This is a genomic window from Anaerobiospirillum sp. NML120449, assembly GCF_023051105.1.
Classification (GTDB): Bacteria; Pseudomonadota; Gammaproteobacteria; order Enterobacterales; family Succinivibrionaceae; genus Anaerobiospirillum.
In genome coordinates this window covers 54,235-73,422 of record NZ_JALKIL010000024.1, presented here as the reverse complement: position 1 = coordinate 73,422, position 19,188 = coordinate 54,235, and the positions used below count along the sequence as shown (strand labels likewise).

General features: G+C 52.2%; 9 protein-coding genes. 4 read left to right on the top strand and 5 right to left on the bottom strand.

The window, feature by feature from the left end:
- From MXE41_RS08120 to grpE, 4 genes are all read right to left on the bottom strand, one after another.
- Nucleotides 1–1,224, bottom strand: a 1,224-nt coding sequence (locus MXE41_RS08120) for a hypothetical protein (RefSeq protein ID WP_247100135.1), incomplete at its 3' end; no start/stop codon positions are given.
- Nucleotides 1,225–1,731: 507 nt separating this feature from the next.
- Nucleotides 1,732–2,928, bottom strand: a complete 1,197-nt coding sequence (gene dnaJ / locus MXE41_RS08115; protein ID WP_247100134.1) for a molecular chaperone DnaJ — start codon at nt 2,926–2,928, stop codon at nt 1,732–1,734.
- 390 nt (nt 2,929–3,318) lie between these two features.
- Nucleotides 3,319–5,256 (bottom strand): molecular chaperone DnaK, encoded by a 1,938-nt coding sequence (gene dnaK / locus MXE41_RS08110; protein WP_246976600.1) that lies wholly within the window; start codon nt 5,254–5,256, stop codon nt 3,319–3,321.
- A 716-nt stretch (nt 5,257–5,972) separates the two neighbouring features.
- Complete coding sequence (grpE, locus tag MXE41_RS08105) at nt 5,973–6,758, bottom strand: nucleotide exchange factor GrpE (protein WP_247100133.1); 786 nt, start codon at nt 6,756–6,758, stop codon at nt 5,973–5,975.
- 625 nt (nt 6,759–7,383) lie between these two features.
- On the opposite strand from grpE, the gene bamE reads away from it, so the two are divergent.
- From bamE to rmuC, 4 genes are all read left to right on the top strand, one after another.
- A complete protein-coding gene (gene bamE, locus MXE41_RS08100) occupies nt 7,384–7,833 on the top strand; it encodes an outer membrane protein assembly factor BamE (RefSeq protein WP_246976594.1) in 450 nt (149 codons plus the stop codon).
- A 332-nt stretch (nt 7,834–8,165) separates the two neighbouring features.
- Nucleotides 8,166–10,019, top strand: a complete 1,854-nt coding sequence (locus MXE41_RS08095; protein ID WP_247100132.1) for a hypothetical protein — start codon at nt 8,166–8,168, stop codon at nt 10,017–10,019.
- 1,644 nt (nt 10,020–11,663) lie between these two features.
- Nucleotides 11,664–14,033 carry a polyphosphate kinase 1 gene (ppk1, locus tag MXE41_RS08090; RefSeq protein ID WP_247100131.1) on the top strand — a complete coding sequence of 790 codons (2,370 nt, stop codon included), beginning with the start codon at nt 11,664–11,666 and terminating at the stop codon, nt 14,031–14,033.
- A gap of 1,224 nt (nt 14,034–15,257) precedes the next feature.
- Nucleotides 15,258–17,504: a DNA recombination protein RmuC gene (gene rmuC / locus MXE41_RS08085; protein WP_247100130.1), complete on the top strand. Its 2,247-nt coding sequence runs from the start codon at nt 15,258–15,260 to the stop codon at nt 17,502–17,504.
- A gap of 276 nt (nt 17,505–17,780) precedes the next feature.
- Here rmuC and MXE41_RS08080 read toward each other — a convergent pair whose 3' ends face one another.
- Complete coding sequence (locus MXE41_RS08080) at nt 17,781–18,845, bottom strand: suppressor of fused domain protein (RefSeq protein WP_246977978.1); 1,065 nt, start codon at nt 18,843–18,845, stop codon at nt 17,781–17,783.
- Between the last annotated feature and the right edge of the window lie 343 nt (nt 18,846–19,188).

The window sequence follows — 19,188 nt, the reverse complement described above, 5'->3', positions numbered from 1 at the left end:
CTTCACAGACTCATCGACAGCACGCTTACGAATTACCTTCCTTGTAGTAGTTCTTCTGAGCACTGCTGTTTTCACGCCCTCATACTTTGAAACAATTTCCTCAGGCAGAGCTGATGCTGGAATAAGCATGAATTCGTTGATTGTTTCACGGCCATGAGCAGTAACCGCCGGAGAGGTGTACTTCATAGTTGAAACATTGAAAGAACCATCCTCAATCGCTGAAAACGTGTCTTTCAGGCCCTGGTACTCATCCTTACGATTAGCCTTTAAAGGGCATAGAGGGTGATTTCCTGAATCAATCACAGTCTTGAATGTTATGGGGGTAGTGTTGAGACTGTCCCACATAACAACAGCGTTTTTACCATTGATTTTTTGTACGAACTGCTCAATGAAGTCCTTTTCATGCGACTTCTTACTGGCAACAGCATAATCTTCAGGGGCTCGAGTGCTGCAGTTATACATGGTTACTACATCTCCAGCCTTAATGGTCCTTGAAACAGACCCTGCTTTGTAAGTTCCATTAAGAGACTGTCCATCAATGCCATACGTGTGGGCCTTGGCAAAGTCATCAGGAGGAGTGTGTCCGAGAAGAAAGCCACTTTCACCAGTTAAGCCAGCTCTGACAGAGATCTGCTGAAGACGGGAAATTTTATTCAGAAGCTCTCGCTTTGTTTCTGGTTCGCCAAAAGAAATGATGTTTCTTACAGTGCTTGTAGAAATCTCATTATTAATCAGGTTAGCTCCCGGTAACAGCATGCCCAGCTCGTATCTTCGAGAGTTTATAAATGAAGTGATGTTTTTGGCTGTTGGGGCGAAGCAGCACACAGCTATGATGCTGCTGAATATTATCGGAGCAACGCTGTACTTTGGCATGCCGCAGGTATTGCGTTCGTCCGGCCACTCAGCGTTAAGATACGCGTTCAAAAGAGTGACTTTCCTTAACGCAGCAGAAGACTCACTGTAGATGTGTCTGAGAGTATCTGCCAGTATGATTTTCAGCTTCTCATCATTGCTCTCCTCCGCATAGAATCGCTCTTTCAGCTCTTTAGAGCAATGTTCAATATGGCGTTCGAAGCTACGATCGGAGAGGTCCCCTGGAAGCTCACGAGAAACATCCATTTTGGTTTTTTCAAACTGGAAGATCAGCTCATAAAGGCTTTGAACCTCTGAAAGACGCTGATTTATGCTGCTTTTATATCTCTGATCATATTCAACGCGGCTCATTGGCATAGGGTCACCTCTCAGACTTACATTCATATGTTGAAGTTATGAATCATACCCGCGCAAATCGCATAAATATAAGGATTTATCAAAAAACGTGATGAAAATCACAAGCACTTAATACGCCGTACACCATAAGACCTGCCCCGTAAGGCGTGCCCTGTCAGGCAGGGTCGCATATCGCAAGGCTCCAGACAGGGAGAATCGCAAGGCTCCAGACAGGGAGATTAGCAATGCCCTCTGCATCCAGAGCTCACTTTAGTGGTGGGGAGGTCCAGAGTAGAAAATTGTTCAGGCAGATAATGAAAAAGCTCTATTGGATGGCTGACATCTAACAGAGCTTTTTTCGTATGAGCACGGCTAAAGGGCCGTAGTAAGGCTGCTCTTAAGCAAAGGTAAAGGTGGCGGGCAGCATGCTGACAGGCAAAGGCCTGTCAGCACTGCACGCAGCAGCGCAGGTTGCGCCTTGCGCAGGCTGCGCGGTGATTTTTGCTGCCGCCACCCCCTGGACTATTTGCCCAGGTCCTTGAAGAACTTGCCTACCTTGTCAATGAAGGAGTCGCTCATTGGCTTCTGGCTGCTGCCTGGCTTGGGCTTGCCGCCTTCTTCCTTGCCGTCCTTGGCGTCATCCTCAAAGGACTGCTCAAGCTTGTGCAGCAGATCCTTCTGGTAGTCGTTGAGGTTGACCGGAGTCTCTACTACAACGGTGCAGTACAGATTGCCACGGGTACGGTTGGTGTAGGTTGCCTTGATACCCTTGCCGGCCAGACGGTAAGTAGTACCGGTCTGTGTGCCTGGCTCAACGGTAATAGCCAGCTTGCCATCCAGGGTAGGAACGGTGACCTTGCCACCCAGAGCTGCAGTAGTGAAAGTGATTGGAACCTCACAGTAGAGATTATCACCGTCACGCTTGAACAGCTCATGGTCCTTAACCTGGATAACGGCAATTAAATCGCCGCTTGGTCCGCCATGAGTTCCGGACTCGCCCTCTCCCTCAACTACTACGGACTGGCCGGTATCCAGACCGCCTGGAATATTGATCTTAACGGTACGGGCCTTGTTGATACGGCCCTGACCATTACAGGTCTTACATGGGTCAGTAACTACATAACCTTCGCCATGACAGTGGTCACAGGTACGCTGAATGGAGAAGAAGCCCTGCTGGCCGATAACCACGCCCTGACCATGACATACAGGACATTCCTTGCGGCTCTTAGGATCCTTGGTACCCTCACCATGACAGTCAGGACAGGTAGTAAGGGCATTGATCTTGACCTCCTTGGTCAGGCCCTTAACAGCCTCTTCAAGGGTAAGAGGAACCATAATGCGCAGATCGCGGCCACGGGTTCTTACCGGACCTGATGGACGACGGGCACGACGGCCGCCACCACCACCCATGGCACTGCCGAAGATGGTCTCAAAGATGTCGCCAAAATCAGCACCACCGCCGCCAAATGGATCAAAGCCTGGACCGCCGCTGTTGTTAACAGCATCAAAGCCGCCAGCATCATAGGCAGAGCGCTTCTGAGGATCACTTAATACCTGATAGGCCTCGTTGATCTCACGGAACTTGTCACCGGCATCCGGATCCTTGTTTCGGTCCGGATGGAACTTCATTGCCAGGCGCTTGAAAGAACGCTTGATCTCATCATCAGTCGCGCTTCGTGCTACACCCAGCACCTCGTAATAATCACGCTTTGTTGCCATGCTTATCTCGATTAAATCTGGTACACGCTCTGTCTCCTGTTCAGGCGCCTCTTGCGCCCTGCTCATACGGATACTGCCGACAGCTCAGGATTGAATGCGTGAAAAATCTGATTGTAGGGCATTATTAGGCTTTAGAGTTCTGATGATGACATCAGCCTCAAGCAGAGCCCTAAAGCCTAAAAAGCGGAGAGAACCGGCTGAAAACCGGCCCTGAACATTTCTCAGAGCAGATCAGCAGGCTCCTTCCGCCTTAGCTCAGAGCTGCCCGGCATCCCGGGCCGCCCGTTTTATTGCTGTTTTTACCGGGCTCAGCTGTGCATCTGCATAACTGAACCACGGTAATTAGGAAAGTAAAGGTTAAGGATTACTTTCAGGTATTACTTCAAGAAATTACTTCTTGTCGTCCTTAACTTCTTCGAACTCGGCATCGACTACATTGTCATCCTGCTTGGAGCCCTGTGGCTGACCCTGGTCGGCCTGCTGATAAGCACCTGCACCAGCGGCACCTGCGCCGGCCTGAGCCTGCTGCTGCTTGGCCAGGATAGCCTGTAAGGACTCGAGAACCTTCTTCTCGGAGCTCTCGATTTCATCCTTGTTGTCGCCACGTACGGCCAGCTCAAGACCGTTGATGGCACGCTCGACCTCAGCCTTGTCGTCGCCGCTGACATTCTTCTCATTGAGCTCCTTGCGGGCCATGTGAATGGTGTTGTCAGCACGGTTGCGGGCAGCGGCCAGCTCCTCGAACTTCTTGTCCTCAGCAGAGTGCTGCTCGGCCTCACGAACCATACGCTCGATATCGTCCTCAGACAGACCGGAGGAAGACTGAATAGTAATCTTCTGCTCCTTGCCAGTCTTCTTGTCCTTGGCAGATACGTGGATTAAGCCGTCGGCGTCGATGTCGAAGCTTACCTCGATCTGTGGATTGCCACGTGGGGCTGGCTCAATACCTTCAAGGTTAAACTGACCCAGGGACTTGTTGTCAGAGGCACGCTTACGCTCACCCTGCAGTACGTGAATGGTTACGGCAGGCTGGTTATCCTCAGCGGTGGAGAATACCTGAGACTTCTGAGCAGGAATGGTGGTGTTCTTAGGAATCAGAGTGGTCATTACGCCGCCCAGGGTCTCAATACCCAGGGATAATGGGGTAACGTCCAGCAGAAGAACGTCATTCTTGGCACCAGAGAGTACACCACCCTGAATGGCAGCACCCATGGCAACAGCTTCGTCAGGGTTTACGTCCTTACGTGGCTCCTTGCCAAAGAAGTCAGCAACCAGCTTCTGCACCATTGGCATACGGGTCTGACCACCAACCAGAATTACGTCGTCAACCTCGGAAACTGACAGACCGGCATCGCTTAAAGCGGTCTTTACAGGGTCAAGAGTCTTGTTTACCAGATCCTCAACCAGAGCCTCGAGCTTGGCACGGGTGATCTTGAGGTTCATGTGCTTAGGACCAGAGGCGTCTGCGGTAATGTATGGCAGGTTAACGTCGGTCTGCTGGGAAGAGGACAGCTCAATCTTGGCCTTTTCAGCAGCTTCCTTTAAACGCTGCATGGCCAGTGGGTCCTGACGCAGGTCAACATTCTGCTGGTTCTTGAACTCTTCAACCAGGTAGTTGATGATGCGGTTGTCGAAGTCTTCACCACCAAGGTGGGTGTCACCGTTGGTAGAGAGAACCTCGAAGGTCTTCTCGCCGTCGATCTCATCGATGTCGATGATGGAAATATCGAAGGTACCACCACCAAGATCGTATACAGCGATCTTCTGCTCGCCCTTGGCCTTGTCCTCACCGTAGGCAATAGCAGCGGCGGTAGGCTCGTTGATGATACGCTTTACGTCCAGACCTGCAATTCGGCCGGCATCCTTGGTAGCCTGACGCTGGGAGTCATTGAAGTAGGCTGGGCAGGTAATAACGGCCTCGGTAACTTCCTCACCCAGGATGTCCTCGGCAGTCTTCTTCATCTTCTTTAAGACTTCAGCAGAAATCTGTGGAGGAGCCAGCTTGTTGTCATTTACGTTAACCCAGGCGTCGCCATTGTCAGCCTTGACAATCTTGAATGGCATGATGGAGATGTCGCGCTGGACCTCAGCATCATCATAACGACGACCAATTAAACGCTTGATGGCAAATAAGGTCTTTTCAGGATTGGTAACGGCCTGACGCTTGGCGGCGTCGCCTACTAAAATCTCACCGTCGTCAGCATAAGCTACGATAGATGGGGTTGTACGGCGGCCCTCAGAGTTCTCAAGAACGCGAACCTTGTCACCATCTAAAACAGAAACGCAAGAGTTAGTAGTACCTAAGTCAATACCAATAATCTTTCCCATGATTTTATCTCCGCTGATTAATCTGTATCTGAACCAGGAGCAGTCAGTTAAGTCTTACATCTTTCTGCTTCACTGAATGCCTGAGCACTGCTGCCTTTTCTATTCTTCAGAAAGGCATCTTATTTAGTTAGAGCCCCTGGTGCGCAGGCTGTAAGTCTTTGCTTGTCGCTACCGGCTCACAGTGCACTGGTTCTGAAAAAATCTTTATCTCTAACTGTTTAATCAATTGGGGTTAGCCCCAAATTTTTTCAAGTACAGATCACAAAATTTTTTTAATTTTTTAAGCCCTTTCCGCCTGAATCCCTTAAAAAGGCCATCTGCGCCCGCCCATCCCAGCCACCCGGCCAGTCCCACCTGCGCCCGCCTGTCCCGGCAACCGCTGCCAGGCACTTCTGCGCCCGCCCATCCTGACAGCCTCTGCCATCACACCTGACCAGGACTTACCAGGCACCGCCACACCTTCCCAGGAATGATGCCAGGCACAGCCACACGAAGTTGAGCCATATGCCCCTGTTGACTGGCCATAGCTGGCTATGAGTACTTTAACCGCAAGGGCGTGACGTGCGGCAGAACGTTGCGACAGTCAGCGCCACAGGGGCGCTGAAAAAACAGAACCCGGATGACCAGTGGTCAAATCCGGGTCCGTTTTCCTGCGGCAAGAGCTCAGTCACCGGCCACGTCAGCTGCACAGACAGTGCAGCCATACACATGACTGATTAGCCGTTCTTGGCTACAACCACCATGGCTGGACGCACTACGCGACCATTGAGGGTGAAGCCCTTTTGCATGGTGGACAGAACATGGTTATTTGGAACGTCTGCTGATGGCACCATGGAAACAGCCTGGTGGAAGTTAGGGTCAAAAGGCTGGCCAGTTGGATCAACCTGATCTACACCAAAGGACTGCATCTCCTTTAAGAAAAGGGCAAGGGTGTTCTCTACACCGTCCAGGGTAGCCTTTGTAGCCTCATTGTTACGATCGCTGTACTCAAGAGCCTTCTCCAGAGCGTCATATACAGGCATGAGGGAGTTTACAAACTTCTCAAGAGCATACTTGCGCTCACGCTCAATGTCCTGTGCAGCACGCTTACGGATGTTGTCAGCCTCGGCAACAGCACGGATCATCTTGTCATGCTCTGAGGCAACGGTCTGCTTGAGGATCTCAATCTGACCCTGAAGGTCGCTGATAATGGCGGCAGCATCATCCCCTGCAGGGGTAGCCTCGACAGTATCGCAGTCATCCTGGGTGTAATCAATATCGTCATCATCTTCTTCAATATCATCTTCGCTGACGACGTTCTCATCAGTAGGATCGCCATTGGCATTAAAAGCGGCAGCCTTGCTGAAACGTGGCTGCTGAATGCCATTTGCCTCAGCCTGGGCGCGGGCATACTCCTGAGCCTTGCGGGCAGCGTAGTCTGCCTGATCCTGAGCAGTGCCGGCAGCACCTTCTAAAGTATTAATGGCATCCTGAACACTCTTGTTATTCTCAAAATCTTGCATCTGCTTGTTCCTGCATGAATCTGTCTTACAAAAACCAATATACCGGAAGCTCTGGCTTCGAGCATCTGTTTGCCTGCTCAAACATGCCGCAGATGCAAGCCAGACAGGGACAGATAACCTGAGCGCTTACCGTGCGGCTGACTGCTACCTTTTCCTCAGCACAAGCCCCGTATGACAGCTGATGTTTTAGTGCCAGCAATCTCACAGTCACATTATCCTGCAATGGCTGCTTAATGCTGCAGTCTGTGCCTGAACATGCGCTCTTATGACGGTACTGACAGAACTTGCTGTCCCGGTCTGTGCTCTGCTGAGGAAAAACCAGCAGTTTGCAGACAGGAAAAAGTACTTCCAGCCACAGGCGGGAAGTACCTCCAGTTTATATGGAGCCATGGACGGGCAATTTCAAGGGAGCTTGGTCAAATCTTTTGCCTTTTTGTTAAAATAGAGCGGCTTTTGTCCCCCAAAGGCGCTGCAAGGGAGCTGACAGCAAGGCTGGAGCTTTATCGGCAGCCCGAACAGGACATGGCAACGGGCAGCAAGGTTCTGCCATATTTATCCGGAGACCTCGCTCTGGCTGCGAGCCTGTCCCGGCTGCTTATCTCAACCAGGGGCTTTTTTAAAAAACATGAAACTGAGCACCAAGATTTTCTCTGTATGCGCTATTGCTCTGGCTGCCGTTGCTGTTAATGGCTGTGCTTACCGTGTCGATTTAAAGCAGGGTAATTACGTTGAACAGGAAGCCATCAATCAGCTCCGTCAGGGCATGACCGCCGAGCAGGTACGCTTCATTATGGGTACCCCAATGCTCACCGATGCCTTTGACAACAGCCGCTGGTACTACGTGCATTATGACCGCAGAGGCTGGACCCGCCCTGACATTGCCAACCTGGTTCTGGTCTTTGAGGGCCGCCTGCTCAAGTCTGTTGAGGGTGACTTTGAAATGCCTGCCAGCTTCTACAGTGGCCAGGACAGCATTCAGAAGATCGATTTCAGCAATCTTGAAGGTCAGGAACAGGCCACTGCTCTGCCACGCGATGGGCAGACCTCCTATCAGGCCGATCCTGATAACAACTGATAACACCATCTGTCAGCAGCAGTATGCAGCTGCACTGATCTGATGACAGGTTACAAGCGCCCTGGCCAATGGCCGGGGCGCTGTCATTTTGACCACCTGGTTTCAACACCAGTAATGCCCAGGCCGCCCTGGACCGTACACTGCACAGTCTGTCCCCGCCCATACGGGACAGCACGTTTTTGACCGCAGCACGGGGCCATATCAACACAGCCACGCCGTTTTTGACTGCCATCCCGTTACAGATGCGCAGCCAGGGGCAACATGTGATAACTTATGCTTGCGGGTCTCCTTATTCAGGGGCGTTATGTATGCAGAATTTCCCGGAGTGTTAAATGGTCACCAAGTTCAGAGTACTGCTGGTTCTGGCACTGGCCTCTTCCTTTGTGCTCAGCGCCTGTTCCATCAAGGATGAGACAACTCAGGAAGAGCGTGTCTCAGAATCAGTGCTGGCCAAACGCCCTGAGGGCAAGACCAAGACCCAGCGCTTTATTAACAAGTGCTCTGACTGTATCCTGGGCGACATTTCCGAAATCGAAGACATTATCGATACCTATCTGAGTACCTATACCGCTCTTACCAATTACCCTAAGGGCTCCTTCCTTTATCAGCGCATTGCCCCTACCCTTGCCTTTGAACGCTGCGCTCAGAAAGCCCTGCTCCTTGGTGATGACCGCGCCTTTAAACGCATGCTGATCCGTCAGGGTCAGATTGCCCGTACCGCCCGCTATTTCTATGCTACCAACAGATACTCTGACGGCGCTTTCTGGATTCAGCGCATTATCAATGTCAGAGGCGAAATGGACGGCCTTGAAGTAGCCGGACGTATCTTCATCCAGGACATCAGAACCATTGGCGTGGGCGTGCGCCTGCTTGAGCAGTCAGCCCGTCTGGGCAACAGAAATGCCAGACAGATGCTCATGGGTCTTATGAATCCTGGCTCAGTTTATTACCAGCAGCTGACCCGCAACTCCACCCGCGATGAAGACTATGAGAACAGCAAGAAGGATCTGGATGATTTTGATGCCAGTGATGAGGAGCTTGACACTCCAAAGACAGCCGAAGAGGCCCGTCAGAAAGCCCGCGCTGAGCATCTTGCCATGATAGACGATGGCGACAGCGGTGCCCATCTTTACCTGCGCAAGACCAAACTTACCCCTAAAAACCAGGCTCTGAGCCGCACCCAGGTCATCTCCGATAACGGTACCTCAAACGCATCAGACAGCGCTGCCACCAGATCCGGCAAAGCCAGAGCAAGTGCTGACAGCGCTACTGCCCGGGATGCCACCGGAGCAGGTTCTGCCACTGAAGCAACTGCAGCCACAGCTGCAGCAGATGACACTGCCACTGCATCATCTTATGCTGCTCCTGAGACGGCTCCATCAGACACTGATGCTCAGCCGGCTCCTGCAGCATATGCAGCCCTGCCTCAAGACAGCCAGAAAAAGTCCTCTGATGATAAGTCCACTGCCGATAAGTCCACTGCAGATGCAAAAGCAGCTATGGAAGGAGAAGAGAGCAAAGAGGAAAGCTCTATGCTGAGCTTTGGTGCCGTGCGCCAGGACGGATCAGCTGTTGAGGGAGAGTCTGAAAAGTCAGCAAAGGATAAAAAGCGTGACTCGGGCATACCTCAGGGCATTCCTGTACTCGAGCGTCCTGTCAGCTATTACGAGGCTGCCCGTCATCAGGCCGCAGCTGAAGATGCTGCCCGTGCAGCAAAGCAGGAGGAGCTTACCATACCGGGATCCGGCGCTGACACCATGCATGCCCTTGATTCAAATGATCCTGAACTTGATACCCCACTGGAACTTTATGAGGACTACAGCAAAGCAAATGGCGAAGCTGAACATCACTTAGACAGTGACGGCATGCCAGATGAGCCAGGCTCACCTGATCCATCAGCCGCAGTTTCTGAAATTCTCAAGCGCCAGCAGGAGCGGGTAAAAGCCCGTGAAGAGCAGATGCGCGCTGTAGAGAAAAAGGCCGATGAAGCAGCCCGTGCTGCCCGTGAGCGTCTGGAAAAGCATATGAAGAAAGTCAAGGAGCGTCAGCAGCAGTCACAGTCTCTTTCAGAGGGCAACGCAACCGGGGATCAGCCTCCTGCTCCACCTTCAGGCTTTGACATCAAAGACCGTCATCCTGAACCTGAAGCGGCTGCCTCCTGGGCTGATCACACTGACGAAAGATAATGCGGCCCGGACTCACTGACACTACCGCCGTCTGAGATCGCATCCACAACAGCACAAAGCTACTGCAAAAGTTCCCGCGTTCGCCAGGTGGACAGACCTCAAGGCAAGAACCAGCCTTCAACCAGGAGCAAGCTGCAGTCACCGGTCAGCCTGATACCAGGAGCAAGCTGCAGTCACCGGCCAGCCTGCTGCCAGGAGCAAGCTGCAGTCACCGGTCAGCCTGATACCAGGAGCAAGCTGCAGTCACCGGTCAGCCTGGTGCCAGACTCAGGCACCAGTCTGATACAGGTACAAATCGAGCCTGACAGTCCTCTGGTGCTCAGCACTGTAAAAGAAGTTGTGACCGAACGATAAAGTCACGTGCCCGTGCCCCATAGGCCCTGGCTTGAAAACAGAGAGTTTGCTGCCCTTTAAAAAGCTTATTTTTTTTGATCCAGAGTCAATTTGCACTGCCCTTATCGATATATCATATCGAGTATTACTCTGAACATCTGCTTTTCGGACTGAGCCCCATCAGGTGCTGAAAAGCCTTTAATTAAGCACCATGGCAACAGAGTCCAGTGATTTTTACGACCTCAGATCACGGCAGGTTCCTCATGGCAATGCTGGTCATACCAGGCCAGGATGTCATCGCCAGGGAATACTCTCCATAAAGGAGCTGCCGTCTGCATATTAATGACCAGGCCCGGCTGATCATGCAAATACAGGTACCTGGCCTTTCCTGGTGTGCCCCTGCAATACCCGGCCAGATTATTGCCTGGTCATGACCAGCTCTTTTGTTTTTTCGGTTATTTACCTGATTTTCAGGCTTTTAAGTTTTTAATGCGCAGTCTGCAGCATGCATCTGGCAACACATACCACATGGACAAGTGATCCTGATGCTGCAACGCCACCTGGTTTTTCCCGGTTTTGTTCAATCAGGGTATGATGCTTAACAAGAACTTAATTTCCCTGATTTATACTTTTGCGATCGTGTTACCAGCCCCCTGCGAGCCGGTAACTGACCATAATGCTTACCACCTGACCAGCAATGCTGCGCCCGTCACCCCCTGTGCATCGATTGCATCAGGATTCCTTTCCTCGCCATAACCATAACTGCTCTGCCCAAAGCCCGGGACGGCCTTGCGCTGCCATCACAGTTAACAGTATGTCAGCACCACTGGTCCATCCCGAAAAATTTGCCATACAGCCATGCTTCCAGTGGTACATGCCTGTCAGCTCATGCAGAGCAGATGATGCGTGGCAGATGGTGCAGGAGTAAACAGCAGAACATGCAGGCTGTTACGGGAAAGAGGTGGTACAGACCAAATCTGATTGAAAAGTTGCAGGCCTGCTGACGCAGGCGAGCAAGCCCCTGCACTATGCAGTGCATGCTGCGGCCAAACCCGCACAGCCTGCTGCAACGCATATGCAGCACGGCTGCGGCGCAGATGCGGCATGGATGCGGCGCAGATGCAGTATGCCTGCAGCGCTGCCGGCCCGTCAGCACTGGGCTCCAGTTTCAGGTTGTGAGCTGGTGGCCTGCAGCATTATGTGCGTGTGTTTTGTAAAGCCTTATTGCCCAGGGCTTGTCCCCGGGATCCATGGCAGAAGCTGCCTTGCCTGTGCAGGGCGGATATACGGACTTTTTATATAGGTTGCTCTATGTCTGACAGTAAGAAAGTTGATCTGGTACCAAAAGAAATTTCGTGGTTATCCTTCAATGGCCGTGTTCTTCAGGAGGCAGCTGACCAGTCCGTACCCCTGATTGAGAAGATTCGTTTCCTTGGTATTTACTCCAACAACCAGGACGAATTCTTCAAGGTACGTGTGGCCAACCTCAAGCGTCAGATCATCATCAACAAGGAAGAAGGCGGTGATGAGTCAGTAAGCGTACGTCTGCTCAAGGAAGTACAGCTGCTGGTAAGCCGCTATCAGGGTGAACTTAACCGCATCTACCGCTCCCTTGTCCAGGAGCTGGCTGAACACCGCATCTACCTGCGCGATGAAACCGAGGTAACCGACAATCAGAAGGCATGGGTACGCACCTACTTCAAGCGCCATGTACTCAAGCACATCAATCCTATTATCTTTAACAAGAACATCGATCTGGTGCAGTTCCTGCGTGACCAGTACACCTACCTGCTCATCAGAATGACAGGCAAGGAGATCAACTATGCCCTGCTGGAAATCCCTTCAGATGTAGTACCACGCTTCATCTCCATGCCTACCGAGGAGGGTCAGACCACTCTGATGTTCCTCGATAATGTCATCCGCATCTGCCTTGATGACATTTTCAAGAGCTTCTTTGACTACGACACCATCGAAGCCTACTCCATTAAGATGAACCGCGATGCCGAGTACGATCTGCTGGGTAATGTGGACATGTCCGTACTTGAGAACATGTCAAACTCCCTCAAGCAGCGTCTGAACGCCATGCCGGTACGTTTTGCCTATGACCGCGCCATGCCTAAGGACATGGTTGCATTCATGACCGATGAGCTGCATCTTTCAGACATAGATTCATGCATGCCTGGCGGCCGCTACCACAACTTCAAGGACTTCCTGTCATTCCCAAGCATTGGTGTTGACGGTCTTGAAAACCCTTCTCTGCCTCCGGTCCGCTCCACTGCCTTTGACAGCAACATCAACGTCTTTGACGCCATATCCAAGGGCGATGTTCTGCTGTACTACCCATACCACAACTTCGACTACTTCACCGAATTCCTGCGTCAGGCCTCCTATGATCCAAAGGTTACAGCCATCAAGATCAATATCTACCGTGTGGCCCGCAACAGCCGTGTAATCGACTCTCTTATCGATGCAGCCAACAATGGCAAGCGCGTCACCGTAGTAGTGGAGCTCAAGGCCCGCTTTGATGAGGCCAACAACATACGCTGGGCCTCTCACCTTACCGATGCCGGCGTAAAGGTTCTCTTCGGCCTGCCAACTCTGAAGATTCACTCCAAGCTGTGTATTGTTTCCCGTAAGGAAGACGGTCAGACAGTACGCTATGCCCACATTGGTACCGGCAACTTCAACGAGAAGACGGCCAAGATCTACACCGACTTTGCTCTGTTTACCCGTGATGATGCGCTGACCAGCGAAGTACACAATGTCTTTGAGTTCATTGAGTACCCGTACACCCGCCCACGCTTTGACAAGCTGCTGGTATCCCCAATCAATGCCCGTCAGCGCATTTATGCCATGATTGACCGCGAGATTGAGAATGCCTCCATGGGCCTGCCATCCTACATCAACCTCAAGGTGAACAACCTGGTAGATGAGGGCCTCATTGAGCATCTGTACAAGGCCTCTCAGGCCGGCGTAAAGATCCGCGCCATTATCCGTGGCATGTGTTCCCTGCGTCCTGGTATTGAGGGTCTGTCAGAGAATATCTACATCACTTCAATCGTGGATCGCTATCTTGAGCACCCACGTGTGATGATTTTCTGCAATAACAACAATGAGGAGCTCTACATCTCGTCTGCTGACTGGATGACCCGTAACCTCGATTACCGTATTGAGGTTGGCTGCCCTATTCTTGATCCTTCTCTGCGTGAGCGTATCCGTACTATCTTCAAGATTCAGGAGAGCGACAATCAGAAGGCCCGTATCATCGATGCCAACCAGAGCAACGAGTACGTTCCTTACCGTCCGGACTCTCCAAAAATCAGATCTCAGATCGAAATTCAGAAATATCTTGAGGGAATTGAGCAAAAGCTATCAAGTGAGATGCGTGACAAATCATCCGAGTTGGTAGATAATGAACCTGTAGCCGGGAAGAAGCCTGAAACGCGTACAGGCGCAGCAGCTAAACAGCTCAGTCACTCCCTGCCAAAAAAATCAGATAATCCGGACTTAAACGGTCCTCACGAAGAGGAACTTGATCCGGTAAGCGGTCCAGAGACCCGCAGCACTCAAAAGTCTGCAAAAGGCGCCAAAAGCGCCAGATCAACCGCATCTCGCAGCTCTGCAGCTAAGAGCAGAAAGCCTGCGACAGCCCGTACCAGAACCACGAAAAGCGACAGCTAGTCGCAACCGCTGCAGGTTCTGACCCATAAGGGGCAAGATTTCACAGCCCCATGCGACATGCGCAAGGCCATCTGCCAACCGGTGCCGCTGGTGCTGATAACCAATACTGTTATCTTAGTAAATCCCTGCATGGTATGCGGGGATATTTTCTACCTGTTTGTTGTATCTAGCAAATTGCGGATTTTACTCATATTTAAGCCATTTTCACACAAAACAACATACTCATACGAGCCATACCATCACAGCTGTACCTGGCACAAAAACCTGTCTCTAATCACCACAGTTAACAGCGCCCGCTCCGCATAAAAGTCCGTGCAATGACCTTCCAACTAAGCCCCTCAATCCCCAGCGCAGCACCAGTACACCACCATTACTCCAAACAGGCTGCACAGGATCTGATAAAAGCTCATAGACAGCCGTGAGCGCCTCATACAGCCACTTCAACCGCATCAGGGTACATGACCATACCCAAGCATAATATCGCCGTCTGAGAGCACGTCAGAGGTCGTATAAAGCATACCAGCCACAGCTCTGTTAAAAGGCAATACAGCATCTGCAGCACCGGCGCTGCACCAGCTCTGCTCCGGACCTGCACCGGCCGCTGCACCAGGGGACGACTGTTTTCATCCGCAGAGGAAATCTCGTCCTTAAACCATGGACTCACTTAAGCTAAAATTTCTGCAGATTTTTGCAGTGAAAGTACTCCAATTTGGTGCACAATGCACCGAAACATATGCATAACTGATTTAATACCCCGATCAGGCCCATTCCCTGATGATAATATTTATCAACAACCACAAAGCCCTTTCAGATGCTTTTCACCGGCCGCCAGCAAAGAGATAAGCCCACATCCCATCAGCATTACAAATAACAGTGCTGCAATAACAGCCCCGGCTCCAAAAGCGTATACTCACAGCTGCCAATCAGCCCCAGATACCCAACTCTGTCGCATGGTGCCTTATGCAGACTGCTGCTGCCGCTGCCCAGTACTGACGTCAGCTGTAACCGCCTCCTGGCCAGTTTACTGACGTCAGCTGTAACCGCCTTAAGGCCAGTTTACTGACGTCAGCTGCAAACTCCTCCAGGCCAGCTTGCGGGGCTGCGGCAAAAACCAGCGTCCCCAGACGACGGCATGCGCCAGCCAAGGCGCCTGTGCTGCAGGACGGCCTGACCTGGCAGCAGCCTGATTCTTTCTTCCTTTTCTTATTTGTTCAGGGTTAACCCATGATGCCTCACGAGATCAGCAACATACTCATAACTGTTTTAACAGCCGTTGTTTCTGCCCTGGCTGTTGCCGCTTTCTTGCGCCGCAACCAGGCTGACAAAGGTGACAGCGCTCAGCAGGGATCTGCCGGTAATGGCAGCGGTTCAGTTGCAGGTGCTGCAGGCAGTACAGCTGATACAGCTCTTATTGAGCAGGCTGCCATTGCAGCCAGCCTCCAGGAGCAGCTGGATAATTTAAGACGCGAGTACGACGAGCTCAACGCTCAGCTCGACACTGTCCGTGAGGCTGCCCACAACGAAAAGATCACTCTGGTTAAGGATCTGTCCAATTGCCAGACTGAGACAGGTAATCTCAAGCAGCAGATTGCCAATCATGAAAATGAGCTTAAGAAAGTACAGCTTGACCATCAGATGGCCATCAAGAAAGAGCAGGAGCAGGCTGCACGACTGATTGAGGAAAGCAGCAACCGCTATGAAGCTTCCATCAGTGAAATCAAATCAGCCAATGAACGCCTGCTCATCAACCTCAAGACTGCCAACCAGGAAGCTCTGAACAAGCTTGAGCAGGAAAACACCTCCCTTAAGGAGGCCCTCAAAAAGGCCCAGGAGGAAATCATGGAGCGCAGTGAGGCTCTAGCTCAGACCCGCAGTGAGAAGGAGGCCGTGGAGCAGCTGCGTGTTGAGGACAGCAAGCGTTTTGCCCAGTCACAAAGCGAGCTTGAGCACCGCCTGAACACCATGGGTGAAAAGCTGCTCAAGGATCGCTCCGAATCCCTGCAGAAACTCAACAGTGAGCACATGGTGCAGATTATCAACCCTCTGCAAAATGAGCTTAATACTTTCCGCACTCTCATTGCAGCCACTCAGAAAACCAATTCTGAACAGGCCGGCCAGCTGCAAAATGAGCTCAAGCATCTGCATGAGGCTCAGATCAGCCTTGGTGAGAAAGCCGAAAACCTCTCCCGCGCTCTGCTGCAGGGCAGCAAGAGCCAGGGCATCTGGGGCGAGCAGCAGCTGGCTCTGGTGCTTGATGCCTCAGGTCTTAATGGTGAGGAAAGCTATGTTCGTGAGGCCTATGCTGTTAATGACCATGGTGACAAGGGCAGAGCAGATGTACTGATTCGCCTGCCTCAGGGCCGTGGTCTGATTATCGACTCCAAGTGCTCATTAACAGCCTACACCGAGCTGTGCAATGCTGAAAAAGAAAACGACAGGAAGGCCTGTGAAGCTGCCCTGTCACGTCACATTGACTCTATTCGCAAGCACATTGATGAGCTGAGCAAGAAGGATTATCCGGGCTACGACAGTTACGGCAGCCCTGGCTTTGTCTTCATGTTTGTTCCTGTAGATCATGCCCTTGGTACTGCCCTGCGCCATGACGATCGCCTTTATGGTTATGCCCAGAGCAAGAATGTCTACCTGGTATCTCCATCATCCCTGCTCCCTGCCCTGCGCATTGTGGGCAATCTGTGGGTGCTGGCCAATCAGGGTGACAAGTTCCGCATGCTTGCCCGCAGCGCTGAGCGTATTTACCAGAAGTGCTCCAAGGTCTGTAACGACTTTGAGGCCATTCTCAAGATTCGCGACAGCCTCAACAAAAATATCGATGCCATGGCTGTGTCCTTATGCACGGGCCAGGGCAATCTCAAAAACATTCTGCAGAAGTTTGCAGCTGACGCCCCTGCTCTTACCATGGAAGCCGTCGAAAGCTTTGAGCGCGCCCTGAACGCCGACAGCGCCCCTGCCACAGCCGCATCAGCCACTGCAGCCGCCACTGCAGCAGCCTCAGGATCAGCCACCGGCGCTCTGCTCATCGAGCGCACTCCAGCCACTGCAGCAGCCACTGCAACACAGCCGGTCTCAGCAGCGCTGCCAGCGGCCCAGGACAGCTGGAGCAGCGCCGACGACCAGGCACAGCTCAGCCCGGCAGAGGCAGACAGTCAATCAGACAGCAGCGACGCCACCAGCAGCTCTGCTGCCGCAGCAACACCAGCTGTCCCTGCTGCCGAGTCTGATGGTGACAGCTCAGAGTCTGCTGACGATGTTAATGAGGCTGCCGCCATAGCATCTGAAATTGTCAGTGATGCTGCCCAGGACAGCGACGAGCCTGCTCCTGCACGCTCCCGCAGCCGCAGCACCGCCAGAACTGGCCGTACCCGAACCACCAAACCAAGAACTGCACGCAAGAGCACCTTTACTCAAAGTGAGCTGCTCGACAGTGAGGCCGAGTCCGACATTCTTGAATAGCTGGACAATCTGCAGCGCACACAGCTGTCAAAGATGACCTGAGCAGCTGGCAATAAAAATGCCCTGAGATTTATTTCTCAGGGCATTTTTATTTGGGACCCGGCCTCTCAGGCAGAGCCATATCCTCAGCGACGGCATATAGCCATATCCTGAGCAAAGCTCACCTGGTCACTGCGCCTGCAGTGCATGAGACCTGGCCAATGCGCCTGCAGCGCAGCCCAGGGACCAGTGGCGCAGGCCGGGGCCAGTGGCGCATGCCTGGAGCCAGTGACGGCTTTAGATCTTGTTTACCGGGACGGACTGAATGCAGACATCCATACGCTTGCGGACAGGGCTTGGAATCACCTTCTTGAGATCGAAGAGCTCAAGCAGAGCCGGAGCTGAGTGCTTGCTGCGGTACTCAAGCTCAGCTGGGAAAAGGAAGACCAGCTCAAAGAAGCGCACCACAGAGCCGTCGGTCAGGGTCAGCTCCTGACATTCCTTGTCGTAGGCACCAAGGGCAGTGAGCATGCCACCGGTAAAGTCGGTGGTGGAGTGGACAGGCTTGCCCTTGGAGAAGGCATAGCCAAAGCCAATGAACTCATCTGTGGTCAGCACATAGTTGATAAGGTCACACAGGGTGTTTACCGGCCACAGATTGTAAGACTCACTGTTGGAAAATTCCCACTCCTTTGGCAGGCATACAGCCAGCTCAATACGGCTGTTGGTCAGAGGATCAACACCGCCTGGTACGTTGAGCCTGCGGCCTGAGACACCACGGGTCATGATGAGATTGAAAGGACGATCCTCTGATGGAGGCACATTGACCAGCTCATAACGGTCGGTCTTAAAGATAATCTGATACTTTCCAAAATGATGACGGATGTGTTCATCAAGACGCTGCTCATCTTCCTTTGACAGGCTCAATGAGGTGTTATCAGGATCGTAGGACTGACACAGAGCCAGCATACGGTTGATAGTTGGCAGCAGCTTGTCTTCGGAGCCGAATTTTATGAACTTCAGAGCGCGCTGCAGACGGATCTGAGCGTCGTTGGTAAGACCGAGCTTGAACAGAGCATAGCCCTTGTAGAACAGATAGGTGGCATGATCCTTACCCTGCATGCCGTACTTGTCGAGCAGAGCATTGGCGTTGAGATAGAGCTGCTCACTGGTGGCCAGCACCTGAGGATTGGAATCCTGAACATTGGCAGCATTGATATAGGCACGGGCCAGCTCCAGGGCAAGGTCATAGTCGAGGTCAGCCAGATGAGGCTCAAGCAGCTCGATAATGCCACCAAATGAATCAGCCTCATAAAGCTCGGCAACCTGCTTTACAAGATTTGCCTTATCAACATTTTCCATCACAAAAATCTCCATCTAAAAGTGCATGAAGCAATGCCATCTCACCGGCATATGATAAGTATCCATATTATCTGCAGCTCACAAGCCCCATAACCAGGCACCACAATGGTAAGGCAACAGGGCAGCTGCGGCGCCAGCAATGCCCTGGCGCCGACCTGGTGTGGCCGGGTGCCCGGCCATGCATGACCAGGCCACCTTTCATCATGGCTGTGCTCACGATGCGGGCACCGGCTGGGCGTAGCGTGCATGCATAATTAAGGCAGCCTCAGCCCTGAGAGCAACTTTGTGCTCTTATCTGCTGCCATAAGCGCCTGCTTATGGCAGTTCAGATAATATCAGGACC

What these genes read in the sequence shown, in the direction of transcription:
- dnaJ (WP_247100134.1), bottom strand. Translation starts at nt 2,928, where the DNA reads ATGGCAACAAAGCGTGATTATTACGAGGTGCTGGGTGTAGCACGAAGC.
- dnaK (WP_246976600.1), bottom strand. Translation starts at nt 5,256, where the DNA reads ATGGGAAAGATTATTGGTATTGACTTAGGTACTACTAACTCTTGCGTT.
- grpE (WP_247100133.1), bottom strand. Translation starts at nt 6,758, where the DNA reads ATGCAAGATTTTGAGAATAACAAGAGTGTTCAGGATGCCATTAATACT.
- bamE (WP_246976594.1), top strand. Translation starts at nt 7,384, where the DNA reads ATGAAACTGAGCACCAAGATTTTCTCTGTATGCGCTATTGCTCTGGCT.
- MXE41_RS08095 (WP_247100132.1), top strand. Translation starts at nt 8,166, where the DNA reads ATGGTCACCAAGTTCAGAGTACTGCTGGTTCTGGCACTGGCCTCTTCC.
- ppk1 (WP_247100131.1), top strand. Translation starts at nt 11,664, where the DNA reads ATGTCTGACAGTAAGAAAGTTGATCTGGTACCAAAAGAAATTTCGTGG.
- rmuC (WP_247100130.1), top strand. Translation starts at nt 15,258, where the DNA reads ATGATGCCTCACGAGATCAGCAACATACTCATAACTGTTTTAACAGCC.
- MXE41_RS08080 (WP_246977978.1), bottom strand. Translation starts at nt 18,845, where the DNA reads ATGGAAAATGTTGATAAGGCAAATCTTGTAAAGCAGGTTGCCGAGCTT.